The organism is Chryseobacterium sp. CP-77 (assembly GCF_036362765.1).
GTDB lineage: Bacteria > Bacteroidota > Bacteroidia > Flavobacteriales > Weeksellaceae > Chryseobacterium > Chryseobacterium cupriresistens.
In genome coordinates this window covers 4,192,183-4,209,078 of sequence record NZ_CP143637.1, presented here as the reverse complement: position 1 = coordinate 4,209,078, position 16,896 = coordinate 4,192,183, and the positions used below count along the sequence as shown (strand labels likewise).

Sequence of the window (16,896 nt, the reverse complement as noted above, 5' to 3'; positions counted from 1 at the left end):
GTTAAGATGCTTAATATTCGCCACCAAATGTTAAATGTTTTTTAAGATTTGTTTAACCAATTCTTCTACCGAGATGTTTGGATTTTGTTTGATAATTTTATCCGCAATCTTCTCGCTTGTTCGTTTAGGAATTCCTAAAACTTCTAATGCAGATAACGATTCTTCCTTAATTTTATTATCCACCATCACAGAAATGTTCGCGTTTGGATCGCTGTATTTCTGTACTTTATCTTTAAGATCCACGATAATCCTTTCGGCAGTTTTTGCACCAATTCCTTTTGCTTTTTGGATCAATGCACTGTTTCCGGAAAGTATCGCCGAAGCAATCTCATCAAGGCTCAATGTTGACAACAGAATCAATGCTGAAACAGCTCCTACTCCATTAACGCTTATTAACAGATTGAACATTTCTTTTTCTGAACGTGTGTTAAATCCAAAGAGAAGATGAGCATCTTCACGAATGATCTGCTGAATAAATAAAAAGGTCTGCTGATTCAAAACCAGCGTCTGTGAGGTCATCAGACTGATTCCCACGTAGTAACCAACTCCTTGAACATTGATGACAGCGTAAGTAGGCGTAAGTTCTTGAACAGTGCCTTGTAAAGAAAATATCATTATTAATTTTTAAAACTCCCAAATATAGCAATTTAAACTAATTAATGTTTTCATTTGATGTACGAATGATTTTTAACTTAAATTTTAAATAAGAATTCAAGGAATTAACAGAAAAACAAAAGACTCCAAAATATGGAGTCTTTTTACTATCTGTACACGGTTTAAAGTGTCAATTTTGAAATAAGAAAGATGAATTACTGATTTCCAGTGATGCCATCTGTTCTGTATTATTTCTTCTCTCTTCTCTGAGCATCAAGAACAGCAATGGTAGCAAGGTTTACGATCTCATCAACGCTTGAACGCATCTGAAGCACGTGTACCGGCTGTTTTAATCCCATTAGGATAGGTCCGATTACCTGGGCTACTTTCATTCCTCTCAGAATTTTATAGGAAAGGTTTGCACTTTCCAGATTCGGGAAGATGAATGTGTTGGCAGGTGTAGTTCCTAATTTTGAGAATGGATAATCGCTCAGGTGGTCTGCATTCATTGCAAAGTCCGGCTGAATTTCTCCATCTACAACCATTTTCGGATATTTTTCATGAAGGATTCCTACTGCTTTCGCTACTTTCTTGGAAGTTTCAGAAATCGCAGCAAAGTTTTCAAATCCAAGCATTGCAATTCTTGGTTCAATCGCAAAAGATTTTACTGTAAATTCTGCCATTTTAGCAATATTCACAAGATCTTCTGCTGTAGGGTTTTGGTTGATCGAAGTATCTGCGAAGAAAATAGGTTTCTTTTCAGACAAGATCATCATCATGGCCGCTACTTTATCTACTCCTTTATCTTTTTCGATCACTTCTAAAACAGGACGTAAAACAGAAGTATAGTTTTTAGAGAATCCTACGATAAGTCCGTCTGTATCTCCATGTTTCAGCATCAAAGGCCCGAAATAGTCTCTCTGACGTACATATCTTTTCGCTTTGTACTCGTTCATTCCTTTTCTCTGACGAAGTTTCCAAAGGGTTTCTCTGTATTTTTTTCTGTTTTCTTTCTGATCGTCATCACTTGGATCAATGATAGGAACATCCAGAGTAATTCCGTAACGCTCCATCTGCTCCTTGATGTATTTTTTATCTCCTAAAAGGCTTGGGTAAGCAATTCCTTCTTCATAAAGAATCTGGGCAGCTTTCAATACATTATATTCTTCAGCATTTCCAAGGGTAATTCTTTTCGGATTGGATTTTGCACGGCTCTGCATCATTCTTACCAATCTTTCATCTCTGCCCATTCTGTCTAAAAGCTGGTGCTCATATTCATCAAAATCCGTTATGGTTTTTCTGGCAACACCACTTTCAATAGCTGCTTTTGCCACAGCGCTTGATACTTTTGTGATCAGTCTGTTATCAAATGGTTTTGGAATGAAGTATTCTCTTCCAAACTGAAGGTTCTGAACATTGTATGCCAAAATTACAGCTTCCGGCACCGGTTCTTTTGCAAGATCAGCAATAGCGTGTACGGCAGCCAGTTTCATGGCTTCATTAATTCCTGTAGCCTGTACATCCAATGCTCCACGGAAGATATAAGGGAATCCCAATACGTTGTTTACCTGGTTAGGATAATCACTTCTTCCTGTTGCCATGATCACATCTTTACGGGTTTCCAGCGCAAGGTCATAAGCAATTTCCGGATCAGGGTTGGCAAGAGCAAATACGATAGGGTTTTCATTCATGCTCATTAACATATCAGGAGTCATTACATTTCCTTTTGACAATCCGACAAAAACATCAGATCCTTTTACAGCATCTTCTAATGTTTCAATATCTGTCTGAGCGATGAAATCTAATTTTTCAGGAGTAAGGTTTTCTCTTTTATGATTGATTACGCCTTTACTGTCACACATCAGGACATTTTCTTTTTTCAGTCCTAAAGAAATATAAAGTTTGGTACATGCAATAGCTGCAGCACCAGCTCCGTTCACCACCATTTTTACTTTATCAATATCTTTATTGGCAATCTGCAGAGAGTTGATCAACGCAGCTGCTGAGATAATGGCTGTTCCGTGCTGGTCATCGTGCATCAAAGGAATATTCAACTCCTCTTTCAGTCTTTGTTCTATATAAAAAGCTTCAGGAGCTTTAATATCTTCAAGATTGATTCCTCCGAAAGTAGGAGCAATTCCTTTTACGATTTCAATAAATTTATCCGGATCTTTTTCATCGATCTCAATATCAAAAACGTTGATATCTGCAAAGATCTTGAATAATAGTCCTTTCCCTTCCATTACCGGTTTTGAAGCCTCAGCACCGATGTCTCCCAGTCCAAGTACGGCAGTACCGTTAGAAATTACTGCTACCAGGTTTCCTTTTCCTGTATAATCATACACAGTTTCCGGCTTATCATGAATTTCCATACAAGGAACCGCTACTCCCGGAGAGTAAGCCAATGATAAATCTCTTTGGGAAGAGTGTGGCTTTGATGGGATAACTTCAATTTTTCCTTTGGGTTCTGCTTTATGATAATCTAGCGCTGCCTGGCTAAAGTTCTTTTCGTCACGATTGTTGTTACTTGACATAAAATTTTGTTTTTTGTTAAAGTATATATTTAATGTGGTAATCTACTAAGCTTTCAATTGGTTTCTGCACAACATGTCCCACATTTAAATTAAGTTCTGCAGCTACAGAACGTAGTATATTTTCATAATAATAAGCGATAGAGCCAATAAAATTGATCTCGGCATCATGCGCCTCCTCATAAGGAAGAACCTGGTATTCAAAGAAACTTTTCATTTCTTCAAAAACCATGTCTTTGAAATAAGGATGATCTTTTCTTTCGATTACAAATTTGGTAAAATTCGCCAGATATGCATTGGGTCTTGGAGTATGATACATATTTTTCAATGCATCTTCTACGGTAAGCTGATAATCTGCTTCAAATTCTTTATGAAGATCCGCAGGCAGTTTTTTCATAAAGTATCTGCGTACCAGCTGCTTTCCGATAGCACTGCCGCTTCCTTCGTCCCCGATCAGGAATCCCAGCGAAGGCAATTCTATCTTCACATTTTTACCGTCAAAAAAACAGGAATTAGATCCTGTGCCGAGAATGCACACGATTGCAGGTTTTCCACTGTATGCGGCATAGGCTGCAGCCATCAGATCTTCCTTCACAATAATCTCTGCTTTTCCAAAAACTTTTGTCAACTCTTCTTCTATGGTTTCGCAGTTTTTTTTCACTCCGCATCCGGAACCATAAAAAAAGACTTTGGTAATTGAATTTTTAACCGATATCAGATTGCTATTTTTCTGTATTTCAGGAGCGATAAGTTCTCTGTTGATAAAATTCGGATTGAAACCGATGGTTTCTGTTTTCAGAAAAACTTTTTTAAAGTCATCAAGAATTACCCAATCCGTTTTAGTAGAACCACTATCTACAATAGCAACCATATTTTAGATTTTAATTTAAGGGTGCTAAATTATGAATTTATCTTCAATTAGCATTTAAAAACAACCTGGAAGCTGTCTAAAATCATTAATGTTTGATTTGTGTTTTTTTTTCGTTGAATTGTAAAAGCCAATCTTCTATTTCATCTTCAAGATAGGAAGTCTGTAGTTCCATTGCATTGATAAAATCATCAGGCACCGGCTCGCCAGTGGAGTTTTCAAGATTCCACAATTCGTTTGACATATTTTCATACTCTGAATACACTCTTTTGAAGCGGGAATTTTCTTTCTCAAGAGCCTCAATATTTTTCTGTTGAAGCTGGAATTTTCTGTATTTGTTTTGACGTTTCATACAAATATTATTAATAATTGGGTCATAAAAAAGTTGGAGTATATGCTCTTAACCGTGCACTACAAGATAGAAAAAACCATCAACACAAGGAGTTGAAAATGAATTTATTATCAGGTCTTTATTACATCATTCTGAATATTAAAATTAGAAATAATTTTTATTAAAAAAAATATTTTAACAACTTTTTTCAGTGTTTAACATATAGTTATAAATTTGCATATTCATATTGTGAAGCGATATAACTGCTGGAATTTCAAAACCGTTATAAACAGAAGAAATTTTCTAAGGTGTTTAAATGGTGAGAGATAGATCCACCCGGCAGGCTGCCTGATATGTACAAAGATGTTTAGTTTTATACTTATTAAATGAAAGAAATACTCTTACGCCAGAAACAGGTTTTGTTCTTCATCATTGCCGGAGGACTGAGTGCCATTGTAGAAATAGGAAGCTTTAAAATTTTCAGCACCTATCTTCCGCACTTCTTTGTAAAGGAAACCAATTTCTACGGAGTACACTATCCTTTAAGCAACATTTTTTCCACGAGCTGCGGGATTATTACCAATTATTTTCTGAGCATCTGGTTTGTGTTTGAAAGGGGAAAACATTCGAAGAGAAAAGAATTTGCTTATTTTATGGTGGTATCTTTTTTTTCAACATTACTCAGCTTAGGTTTTTTCCAGATATTTTACAGTTTCGTATTTAAAGATAATATCAATTTATTTTTTTATACCTTGAGCCCGGAAATGATCAGTAAAATTGCAGCAATATTGCTGGTTTCCATTCTGAATTATTCGATAAAAAAGAAAGTAATTTTTAACGGTTAGGCTGTGACAAAAATTTTAAATTATCTCTGGAGATTCTGGTTGCTGCTGTTGGCATTTTTTCTGACAGTTATTATTGGGATCCCGGTCTATATTTTATCCTTTAATAAAAAGCATTATAAATACGGCTATAAACTGGTCAGGCTATGGTGTTTCGGAATGTTCTACGGAATGGGTTTCAGATATGACCTGATTAAACTTTCGGAACAGGAAAAAGATAAAAATATCCCTTATGTCTTTATCTCCAACCATACATCTATTATGGATATCATGCTTGTATGTATTCTGTTTCCTGATCATCCGATCTGTTTTGTAGGAAAAAAAGAACTGGTTAAGATTCCTATTTTCGGAACTATATATAAAAGGATATGTGTAATGGTAGACAGAGCGAGTGCAAAAAGCCGTGCAGATGTTTACCGAAGATGTGCAGAGAAGATGGAAGAAGGCAACAGTATCGCGATTTTTCCTGAAGGCGGTGTGCCGGACGACACTTCTATTATCCTGGATGATTTTAAGGACGGTGCGTTTATACTGTCTTCAAAACATCACTCTCCTATCGCTGTTTATACCTTTGTGGGACTTAAAGAAATGTTCCCTTTTGAAAACTCAAAGGGCTTTCCCGGGAGGGTAAAGGTATATTTCAATGGCATCATTCAGCCTTCAGATTCGCCAAAAGACTCAAAAGCAGAGGCTTATGAGACAATAAAAAAAACCTTAATCAGGTATTCCGTTGAAAGGAAATAGTTATATTTGTTTGTGAAATCTATAATAAATATGTCAAATTATTCTAAACAAACCAATTGGGCCCAATTCATTCCGTTGGTTACTGTATTCTTCTTTTGGGGATTTGTAGCAGCCAGTAATGATATTCTGATCCCTGTTTTTCAAAAAGCCTTCAATCTATCCCAAACTGAAAGTATGCTTGTACAGATATGCTTTTATGTAGCGTATACTGTAGGTTCTTTAATTTATATGCTTGTATCAAAGAGCCTTAAACAGGATTTGATCAATAAAATCGGATATAAGAATGGTCTTATTGTAGGGCTTCTGATCTCCGCATTGGGAACCTTATTGTTCTACCCGGCTGCCAATATGCATTCTTTCCCTTTAATGATCTCAGGATTATTTATTGTAGGTTTAGGATTCTCTCTTCAGCAGATTGTTGCTAATCCGCTGGCTATTGAAGTAGGTCCTACAGAAACGGGATCTCAGAGGCTAACAATGGCAGGAGGAATTAATAACTTAGGAACTACTATTGGACCGCTTATCGTTGCATTTGCTATTTTTGGATCTGCAAGTGCTGCCAACACGGAAGCAAGTATAGAAAGCGTAAAAACACCTTATCTGATATTAGGAGCAGCTTTTGCTCTGGTAGCTTTAATGCTTAAATTCTCTTCTCTTCCTGCGGTGACTCCAACAAACACTGAGGACACCGATGATGCAACTCCGGGAGAACATAGAAAGTCAGCATTCCAGTATCCTCAGCTGGTGATGGGAATGATCGCTATTTTTGTCTATGTAGGGGTAGAAGTTTCCACAGCCAGTAACCTTCCGGCATATATGGAAAAAAGCTTAGGGTTTGAAACGAAAGAGGTAGCACCTTACATCTCTTTATACTGGGCATCATTAATGATTGGCCGTTGGACAGGTGCTGTAGAAGCATTTGACGTAAATGCAGGATTCAAAAAGATCCTAAGATTCTTAGCTCCTTATCTTGCATTCGGTGTATTTTTATTGGTAAACGCTATTGCCGATCATGATCTTTCTCCGTTCTATGTATATGGGTTTATCATTATCGCAATGATTATCTGTGATATTTTAAGCAAAGGAAACCCGGCAAGAATGCTTCTGATCTTCTCTCTGGCAGGGATTACAGCTCTACTTATAGGGATGTTCACTACAGGAATGGTATCTGTATATGCATTTACCAGTGTAGGTCTTTTCTGCTCTACGCTATGGCCGTGTATCTTCGCATTGGCTATCAATGGGCTTGGAAAACACACTAACCAGGGTTCAGGATACCTTATCATGATGATTATGGGAGGAGGTATTGTAAGCGTTATACAGGGATATGTTGCAGATATTACCAATATTCATTTCAGTTATATCGTAGGGGTTATTTGTTTTGCTTATCTTGCATTCTATGCGATCCGTGTAAGTGGGATTCTGAAAGCCCAGGGCATTGATCTTGATAAAATATCTAAAGGCAGTGGTCATTAATATAACAACAAATATATATAAGAAAAAGAGATTTTGGGCAGGTGTATTACTTGCCCAATTTCTTTTGTTTTATGGATTTTCAAAATCCAAAATAATGATTTCTTTTTTTGAACGCTTTTTTGAATTTCAGAAAGAAGTTCATCAGGTAATGTTCAGCCGGGTTCCATTTTCTGTCGGGGATTTGATCTATATTGCGCTGGGAGCTTTTCTTTTATACTGTTTCATCACTTTATTCAAAAAGCATCAAAGGAATGATTCGATGATAAAAATTCTTATCGTCATGAATGTCTTTTATTTTATTTATCAGATCTTTTGGGGAATGCTGTATTTCCAGATCCCGATTATTAAAAAACTTTCCAGCCAGGATGAGCCGGATATAGGAAAAGCAAAAAAACTGGCTCTTGTTTACCTTGAAAAATGTAAGGCAACACGACAGTATGTACAGGAGGACAGCAACGGAGTATTTATAATCACTAACCTTACATCTATTCAAAAGGAAATCCTGAATCAGCAGACAAAGCTGCCTTCTTATATTTCCGATAAAAAAGCTCCGGAGATACTGGACATCAAGCCTAGTTTATTCAAAAATGTAATGAGCTTTACAGGAATTCTAGGCTATTATAATCCTTTTACAGCTGAAGCCCAGTATAATGCTGAGCTGCCTCATACTTTAATCCCTTTCACCACAGCGCACGAAAGTTCACATCAGCTTGGCTTTGCCAGAGAACAGGAAGCTAATTTTGTAGGGTACTTAATAGGCATTCACTCCGGTAATCCTGAGTTGAGATACAGTACTGAATTTTTCACTTTAAAAAGTCTTTTAAGATATATTGTGGAAGAGGATCCTGGGTTTGTAAAGAATATTCTTCACCAATATTCCCCGGCTATGAAAAGGGACCGTGCTTATGAAAAAAGTTTTATTTTTCAGCATCAGGGATGGCTTGACGAATTCTTTGGATTTACTAACAACCTGTTTCTGAAAAGTAATCAGCAGGAAGGTTCTGTTACCTATTCTTACTTTATTGATCTTCTCTTGAACTATGAGAAAACATAAAAAAAGAATCGTATCAGGCGATACGATTCTAAAAACACAAATGATGAAAAAAAATTTATTACCTTGACTTGTTCCCTCATTCAAGGCGATGTAAAAGTACGACATATTTTATAAATACAAAAACATTTCTATCCTTTTTTAAAACTTTATGAAAACTTTATGATTTTTTAAGTTTTTTTGAGTTCATTTCTGTTTGTTACAAATTACACAAAACATCGACATTCAATAAACAAAACAGGCATAAAACACTATATGAGTTATAAAATAACCACAAAATAAAACATTTGTTTACATAAAAAACATTACTTCTAAGCATTATTTCTTATGTTTTAAAGTTGGAGTTATCTTCAGTATTTTATATGATATTTCTAAAAATCTGAACTTCAAAATCACAGGATATTCTGATATAAAAATCCATTCATTTTTATATCGATTCTGTTTATTGTCTCAAAATAGGAATTTCCACATAACTGTCATTATACCATTTGATCGCCAAAGGCTCTTTAGCATCAGCCCTATTGCCAAATAATCCAGGTTGAATTAAAGTCCGCAAAGATTGTCAATTGTTACATTTCCATAAAAATCAATCGAAATACCAAAGAACCCTGCGTACGTACTCTTGTAAAGGCATAATGTTACACTTTTTTATTTTCTTAATTCATCCCAACAATGCAATCCTATCAGGAACGGATAATAAATTATCCAAAATTGATCAATTCCGGCATGCTTTTCTTGCATTCCCAGAGTTATGAACGCATCTTTGTCTCAGGTAAAAACACGAAATACTTTTTCTAATAAGATCCTTTTACTTCCCACAGGCAACATTTAATGTACGCTTAACCATGAAAACTTTAGAATACCTGCCTGTGGGAAATGGATCTTTCCTTCTTAAAATGATTCCACTTAAAATAGTAAAACATCAATTACTCAAAGAATAATACAAAAGGCATATTCCAAGAACTGCTTTCCGTATCCGGATTCAAGAAATAAAATACTGAAGATCAAATAAAATCTACCAACATCCGTTTATATCTCACTAATAAAGGAGATTTTTTTTTGTATATTTAAAACATCTGTGTATTTTAGATAAAAATATTAATATGATTTTTGACAAACTAATCAACCATCTAAAACTAGATAAACAGGAATTTATTTTCCAGTTCAACTCTCATCCCAATTACCCATCTGCACTGGCATTCAGTGACACACTCAACTTTATGGGGGTAAAAAATGACGCTTATGAACTTGACAAAGAATATTGGGACGAACTTCCGGAGGAATTTATTGCCATTGTTGAGAATTCATTCTCTCTTGTAAAAAAGTCAGGAAGCAATTATTCAGTATATTCGGAAAAAGCAAAAACTTTCGGTAAAGAGGAGCTTTATAATAAATCAACGGACTTTGTACTATTGTTTGAAAAAACAGAAAATGCAGAAAGCAAACTGACATTCAATTTCAAGCCGGTCCTTTATATTATTTTTGCTGCCGTTCTTGCTTATTCTTTGATAAGCCAAACCATCTATGAAGCTATATTCAATCTTCTTTCGTTAGCAGGAGTTTATATTTCTCTGGAAATTTTCAACCAGAAATTCGGAAACACCTCTACGGTTATCGGAAGTATATGCGGAGGCGGAGGTGCAGCAGCAAGCCCGACAGCCAATTCCTGTGATAAAATTATAAAACAGGATAAAACCAGTATTCTGGGTTTAAAATTTGCAGATTTTTCTCTGATTTATTTTACAGGACTCGCTGTATTAGGTCTGTTCTTACCAGCTACGGCTTATATTGTAAAAGGATTTACATTCGTTTCTGTACTTGCCATCGGGTACTCTCTGTACATTCAGGCATTTGTAGAAAAAACATTCTGCAGAGTATGTCTTTTGATCATTTCAATTCTTGTAGGCCAGATCGTAGTAAGCAGTTTATTTTTTGAGAACCTGTCATTCAGTGTGGGAACTCTTTTATTGACTGTCATTCTGTGGGCTCTTGTATTTTCTGCGGTTATTTATTTCAATACTCTTCTTGAGCAAAAAGAAACACTGCAGAAATCGAATGCAAAAAATCTCAGATTCAAAAGAAACTATGAGCTTTTCAAAAATCAGATGGAACAAAATCCAAAAATAGAATTTCAGGATACTGAAACTTTTGCTGTTGGAAAAAGGGATGCCAAGCTTCGCATTTCTATCGTTTCCAACCCGTACTGTGGTTTCTGTAAAGATGCGCATAAGTTGGTGGAAGGACTTTTGGAGAAATACCCCGATGATATTTCATTGCAGATGAGATTCAATTACAGCCCGGACAGAGCTCCAGAAAAATATACACAGCTTATTTCAGATTTAACTCATATTTATCATAACAAACCTGAAAAAGAGTTTTTACACGCTGTTGAAGAATGGTTTGAAACCAAGGATGAAGACAAAATCAATGCACTTTCCGGAGGAAAAGTAAATTCAGAAAATCTGGATCCGCTGATAGAGATGTCTAAAGAAAACAGTAATGCAGGATTAAGCTTTACGCCTATCTTTATCATCAACGGATATCAGTTCCCGGATAAGTATGATCGCGAAGATATCACCTTCTTTATTGATGAATTAATCGAGGATGATGAGATTTAGCAAATAAATCTTCTTCATTTAAAAATTTCACTATCTTAGGAAAAACAAAATAACCATCTGAAAAGATGTAAAAGAGTAGAAAAACGGTGATCAATGGGACTATTTCCAGTTTACCATTTCATTGAATTATAATTGAATTAAAGCAAAAATGTCGCCATAATTTGGCGGCATTTTATAATGAGTAGTAGTTTTGAAAAAAAAATTTCCTTTTTATAAGCAACCAGATACTAAAGACTGCGGTCCTACATGTCTCAGGATCGTAAGTAAGTATTATGGTAAAAGTATATCCCTGCAGCAGATCCGTAACCTTTCCGAAACCACCCGTGAAGGAAGCAGCCTTCTTGGGCTGAGTGATGCCGCAGAAAATCTGGGATTCCGGTCAATGGGAGTTCAGATCGATTTCAATACCCTCAAAGAAGAAGTACCTTTTCCATGTGTGGCACACTGGAATAAAAATCACTTTGTTGTTGTATACAAAATTGACAAAAATAACAAGGTATATATTTCAGATCCCAGCTATGGACTGATCACTTATACCAGAGAAGAATTTATCAAGTCCTGGATCGGAGAAAATGCCAACGAAAATACAGAAGAGGGAATTGTCCTGATCCTTGAAACCACTCCTGCATTCTTTCAAACAGAATTTGATGCAGAAGAAAGTAAGGCAAGTTTTACATTCCTTTCCAAATATCTTCTAAAGTACAAAACACTTGTTATACAGCTTGCGATTGGGCTTTTAGGAGGAAGTTTACTTTCCCTGATATTTCCTTTTCTTACCCAAAGTATTGTAGACGTCGGCATCCAGAACCAGGATATTAATTTTATCTATGTAGTTTTGCTTGCACAGATTATGTTATTCCTGGGAAGAATGGGAATTGAAACCATAAGAAGCTGGATTCTTCTCCACCTTTCAGCAAGAATTAACATTTCGATCATCTCCGATTTCTTTATTAAATTGATGAAACTTCCGATAAGTTTCTTTGATACCAGGATGACAGGAGATATCATGCAGAGAATTAATGACCATCACAGAATTGAACAGCTCCTTACAAGTTCTTCATTGAATACATTATTCTCACTGGTGAACCTTATCATTTTCAGTATTGTCTTACTGTTTTATGATTACAGGCTTTTCCTTGTTTATCTTGTTGGAGCAGTATTATATATCGGATGGATCAGTTTCTTCCTGAAAAAAAGAAAAGAACTTGATTACAAGAGATTCTCTCAGGTATCTCAGGAGCAGAGTAAAGTCATCGAACTTATCAACGGAATGCAGGAAATCAAAATGCATAATGCTGAAAAACAAAAACGATGGGACTGGGAATTTCTTCAGGTAAAACTATTTAAAATCAGGATAAAATCTCTATCCTTAGAACAATGGCAGTCTGTGGGAGGTAATTTTATCAATCAGATGAAAGATATTCTGGTGAGTTTTCTTTCTGCCAAACTTGTTTTAAGCGGAAACCTTACTTTGGGGATGATGCTTTCTGTTCAGTATATCATCGGACAGCTGAACAGCCCGCTTCTTCAGCTTATCGACTTTATCAAGCAGACACAGGATGCTAAAATCTCTCTTGAAAGATTGGGAGAAATCCACGATAAAGATGATGAAGAAGATAAGAATGAGCAATACGTTACCGATGTTCCGAAACAAGATATTGAAATCAAAGATATGTCGTTCAGGTATATTGGTTCCGATGTTCCGGTTTTTGAAAATCTCAGCCTTACAATACCTTATCAGCAAACGACAGCAATTGTAGGGGCCAGTGGAAGTGGAAAGACAACTTTATTGAAACTGCTGATGAAGTTTTATGATCCTGATCAGGGTGAAATCAGAATCGGAAATACCAATATGAAAAATATTTCTCCAAGATACTGGAGAGATCATTGCGGTGTTGTCATGCAGGAAGGATATGTATTCAATGACACCATTGCCAACAATATTGCTGTTGGGGAAGATCATATAGATAAACAAAAGCTGAGACGTGCTGTAGAAATAGCCAATATCAAAGATTTTATTGAAAGTCTTCCATTAAGTTATAACACCAAAATCGGAAATGAGGGCGTTGGAGTAAGTGGTGGCCAGAAACAGAGACTTTTCATTGCAAGAGCTGTTTATAAAGCTCCTGAATATATTTTATTTGATGAAGCTACCTCTGCACTGGATGCCAATAATGAAAAAGTGATCATGGAAAACCTTGAGCAGTTCTTCAAAGGCAAAACAGCAGTGGTGATTGCCCATAGACTTTCCACAGTAAGACATGCAGACAAAATCATTGTACTGGATCAGGGAAGAGTGGTAGAAGAAGGAAGCCATGCTGAGCTGGTAGACTTAAGAGGAGAATATTACAGATTGGTAAGAAATCAGCTTGAATTAGGAAATTAACCAAGATAAAGCCACCATATAGCGGAATCCGAAAAGCTTACAGAGTAGGAAAAATAAAAACTAATAGTAATCATGAAAAATCTTAAAAAACTTTCGAGAAAAGATTTGACATTTGTCAGCGGAGGTGTTATTATTCCGGACAACAACTGCTGTGGATCCTGGTGTCTTGGCAGCTGGGTACCATGCCGCATAAAGCACTTTGAATGCCCGCCGGATGCAGACACTTCGCCACCATCATGGTATGACGGGAACTGCCCAATTATTTAAATTATATTCCCCCTGAAATATTGGGGGAAATTTTACTACATAACAATGAAAGAAGACGTTTTAGACAATATTGAACTCCGCTCAGAAAGCGTACAGGATATTCTTACCCAGCCGCCGCATTGGATGATCCGCTGGGGAAATACGGTGATATTTATTATCCTGCTGTTGATTCTCTTAATGAGCTACATTATAAAATATCCGGAATTTGTGCCGGCTCCTATTATTGTGACTTCTCAGAACCCTCCGGAGAAAATAGAAGCACGAACCAGCTCTAAAATTGAAAAAATATTCATAAAAGACCACCAGGAAGTTAAAAAGAATGATGTCCTGATGGTAATGCAGTCTGCAGCCAACTATAAGGATATTTTAGAGCTTAAAAAACTGGTAGACTCCATTACCCCCGATCAATTATACTCCTTCCCTATTGCTCAGGCTTCAAGATTTAAGCTTGGGGAATTACAGGGTGAGTACAACAGTTTTGCAAAAGCGTTTCAGGACGAAGCCCTTTTTACAAGATTACAGCCATACGCTCCCGAAAATCTGGCGGCCAATCAGAGTATTTCAGAATATAAAGTAAGAATTGCCACGTTAAAACAGCAGAAAAACCTGGAGTCTATAAAGTATGATCTGACTAAGAAAAATTTCAACAGATCTCAGGAACTATTTAATCAGGGTGTTATCTCTGCTATGGAACTTGAAAACGAAAAAATCAAATATCTTCAGGCTCAGCAAAATCTTGAGAATATTAAAATTTCCATATCACAAATGGATGAAGGGATCTCCAACCTGAATAAAACCAAAAGCGGAACTGCCATTAACACAGAAAAAGACAGAATTACCTACTCATCACAAACCCTACAGCTTCTTGAACAGCTGCGAAAATCTTTGAAACAGTGGGAGCTGAACTATCTGGTGATCTCATCCACAGACGGCGTTGCCAGTTTTCAGCAGTTTTTTGGCGAGAATCAATTCGTAAAGGTAGGAGAACCTATCCTTTCTATTCTTCCTAAAAATAAAGAGCAGTTGGTGGGCAGAATGTCCGTACCTACAACAAACTCAGGAAAAATAACTCCGGGTGAAAAAGTTCTGATTAAACTGGATAACTACAGATTCCAGGAGTACGGTATCATCGAAGGAAAAGTACAGAACATCTCCCTGATTCCTGATGATAAAGGAAACTACTATGTAGATGTGATTTTGCCAAAAGGATTAAAAACAAGCTACAATAAAACACTTACATTCGATAAAGAGCTTAGAGGCAGTGCAGAGATTGTCACACAGGATCTGCGACTGATTGAAAGATTCTTCTATCAGATCAGAAAGCTGCTCGGATATCAGGTTTGATAAGCTTTTAAAAAACATTAAAACCGTTTTACAGATGCGTAAGACGGTTTTTTATTCTTTATTTTTAAGATGGCCACTTCTATAATCCTATTTTCCGGAAACGCAATATACTTTTCCTTTTATACAGGCCATTACAGCCATAATTCAGCGAAACAAAGGATTTCCTATTACTGACAGTAAGATCATCAAAAAAGGACAGCAAAAACATGAATATAAAAGAGATAATGACGTAAGACGAATAAATGATCTGAGTACTAACGCTGAAAAGTATAATTATTCCCTTAATACTCCATCAGAAGACCTAAATTATTAAAAATAAAATTTAGTTGAAAGAATTAAAGAGTAAAGTATTAATTCTTTTAAAAGTAAAAACCGCAATCATTGGTGTAATGATTGCGGTTTATTGTAGCGAAGACGGGAATTGAACCCGTGACCTCAGGGTTATGAATCCTGCGCTCTAACCAACTGAGCTACCTCGCCGTTTTGGTGGTGCAAATATAGAAAATATTTCTTTACCTCCAAAATTATTTTACCTTAAAATATTCTAAAACATCTCCAACATGATCTGGTTTGCTGATTATCTTATTGTTAGCGTCCAAAATAAAATACGTCGGAGTTGCATGAATATTATACAAATCTGTGTAACTGCTGTTCCATCCTCTCAATTCTGAATCATTCACCCAGGGAAATGCAGCGATTTTTTTGGTATATGAATTCTTATCCACATCCAAAGACAGTCCTACAATCTGGATATTTTTTGATTTCAGGTCATTGTATTTTTCCAGAAGTTTCGGAAGTTCACTTTCACAGTGTGAACATGTGGACGACCAGAAGACAACGACCTTTTTATCTGCTTTAATATCATGTAATGATTTGGCAGTGGTATTAACAGGTGACTGGAACTTATAATTAGGGAAAACCGCCCCCATTTCAATATTGGCGTTCGATTTCAACGTAGAAGCAAGTCTATCGTTAATGGTACACTTAAGATTTTTGGCAAGAGACAGATATTTACTCTTATATTCATCCATCTGATAGACATCAAAAATATCAATCAATTCTGACAATACAGTCTGCCCTCTTGGAGTTTCTACTTTTAAACGATCCAATAACTTATCAACAGACGCCGTAACGTTTGTATTCCCTCCTGAATTCAGATAAGCGACCAACAAAGGTCTTAATAACGATGAGCTTTCAAGCATATCACCGGATTTGTCCAGAAAGTTGATTATTTCTTCCTGATCTACTTTTTTCACGGAATCAGGAGAGTTGGAAAGGAACTTGCTGTAATTCGTATTGTAATAAGCAATAAACGGGTGTTGCGCTGCATCAATAGAGCTTGATGCACCGGAAAGCCTGTCAATTTCTGTTTTCAACGCTTTTCCAAAGTCGGTATTATCTTTATAGTATTCTTTAATCTGCGCTAAAGCCGGTAAGATAAGCTCTTTTTTTTGTGAACCCTCCTGTTGTTTACTCATCAGATTATTGGCTTCATCCAGATAGATAACATCCTTCACTTTATTATTCTGAATATCCAGTTTAAAGTTGACATTTTTATTTTCAGAAATAAAGCTTACAGTATTATTGGAGCCAGGGAAATAGACTTTCATCATCCCCATATAATGGCCCGGATATTTAAAAGTCCACGTACTATTCTTACTCTGTTCTTTAGTAACAATAATGTCTTTTGATCCGTTTAATGTATATAAAATAGCGTCCTGATCTTTAAAATCTGCCGGAGTCTGAATTGTAACAGTAAATTGAGCCTGCAGAGCAAATGCAGTTAAAACTGCAGATAGCATATAAATTTTTTTCATATAGTAAAAATAAAAAAACTCCCTGAT

12 protein-coding genes and 1 tRNA gene are annotated in these 16,896 nt (G+C 36.1%); 7 read left to right on the top strand and 6 right to left on the bottom strand.

Annotated elements, in window-relative coordinates:
* Positions 1 to 30: 30 nt before the first annotated feature.
* From ruvA to V0410_RS18830, 4 genes are all read right to left on the bottom strand, one after another.
* The gene (ruvA, locus tag V0410_RS18845; protein ID WP_110010714.1) at positions 31 to 615 is read right to left on the bottom strand and encodes a Holliday junction branch migration protein RuvA; all 585 of its coding nucleotides are present in this window, start codon (positions 613 to 615) and stop codon (positions 31 to 33) included.
* 227 nt (positions 616 to 842) lie between these two features.
* Entirely contained in the window at positions 843 to 3,128 is a 2,286-nt protein-coding gene (locus V0410_RS18840) for an NADP-dependent malic enzyme (protein WP_330745229.1), read from the bottom strand.
* Between the two features lie 16 nt (positions 3,129 to 3,144).
* Complete coding sequence (locus V0410_RS18835) at positions 3,145 to 3,996, bottom strand: BadF/BadG/BcrA/BcrD ATPase family protein (protein ID WP_330745228.1); 852 nt, start codon at positions 3,994 to 3,996, stop codon at positions 3,145 to 3,147.
* Between the two features lie 85 nt (positions 3,997 to 4,081).
* Positions 4,082 to 4,345 carry a hypothetical protein gene (locus tag V0410_RS18830; RefSeq protein WP_002981716.1) on the bottom strand — a complete coding sequence of 88 codons (264 nt, stop codon included), beginning with the start codon at positions 4,343 to 4,345 and terminating at the stop codon, positions 4,082 to 4,084.
* 365 nt (positions 4,346 to 4,710) lie between these two features.
* Here V0410_RS18830 and V0410_RS18825 point away from each other — a divergent pair, with 365 nt between their 5' ends.
* From V0410_RS18825 to V0410_RS18795, 7 genes are all read left to right on the top strand, one after another.
* A complete protein-coding gene (locus V0410_RS18825; protein WP_330745227.1) occupies positions 4,711 to 5,169 on the top strand; it encodes a GtrA family protein in 459 nt (152 codons plus the stop codon).
* A gap of 3 nt (positions 5,170 to 5,172) precedes the next feature.
* Entirely contained in the window at positions 5,173 to 5,910 is a 738-nt protein-coding gene (locus V0410_RS18820; RefSeq protein ID WP_330745226.1) for a lysophospholipid acyltransferase family protein, read from the top strand.
* A 30-nt stretch (positions 5,911 to 5,940) separates the two neighbouring features.
* Entirely contained in the window at positions 5,941 to 7,386 is a 1,446-nt protein-coding gene (locus V0410_RS18815; RefSeq protein ID WP_110010708.1) for an MFS transporter, read from the top strand.
* A gap of 94 nt (positions 7,387 to 7,480) precedes the next feature.
* Positions 7,481 to 8,440 carry a DUF3810 domain-containing protein gene (locus V0410_RS18810; protein WP_330745225.1) on the top strand — a complete coding sequence of 320 codons (960 nt, stop codon included), beginning with the start codon at positions 7,481 to 7,483 and terminating at the stop codon, positions 8,438 to 8,440.
* 1,100 nt (positions 8,441 to 9,540) lie between these two features.
* The gene (locus tag V0410_RS18805; protein WP_330745224.1) at positions 9,541 to 11,055 is read left to right on the top strand and encodes a thioredoxin domain-containing protein; all 1,515 of its coding nucleotides are present in this window, start codon (positions 9,541 to 9,543) and stop codon (positions 11,053 to 11,055) included.
* A gap of 190 nt (positions 11,056 to 11,245) precedes the next feature.
* Entirely contained in the window at positions 11,246 to 13,441 is a 2,196-nt protein-coding gene (locus V0410_RS18800; protein ID WP_110010705.1) for a peptidase domain-containing ABC transporter, read from the top strand.
* Positions 13,442 to 13,753: 312 nt separating this feature from the next.
* Positions 13,754 to 15,052 carry an HlyD family secretion protein gene (locus V0410_RS18795; RefSeq protein ID WP_181397983.1) on the top strand — a complete coding sequence of 433 codons (1,299 nt, stop codon included), beginning with the start codon at positions 13,754 to 13,756 and terminating at the stop codon, positions 15,050 to 15,052.
* Positions 15,053 to 15,458: 406 nt separating this feature from the next.
* Here V0410_RS18795 and V0410_RS18790 read toward each other — a convergent pair.
* Positions 15,459 to 15,532: transfer RNA gene (locus tag V0410_RS18790), tRNA-Met, on the bottom strand.
* A gap of 44 nt (positions 15,533 to 15,576) precedes the next feature.
* Positions 15,577 to 16,869, bottom strand: a complete 1,293-nt coding sequence (locus tag V0410_RS18785; RefSeq protein ID WP_330745223.1) for a TlpA family protein disulfide reductase — start codon at positions 16,867 to 16,869, stop codon at positions 15,577 to 15,579.
* Positions 16,870 to 16,896: the final 27 nt, after the last annotated feature.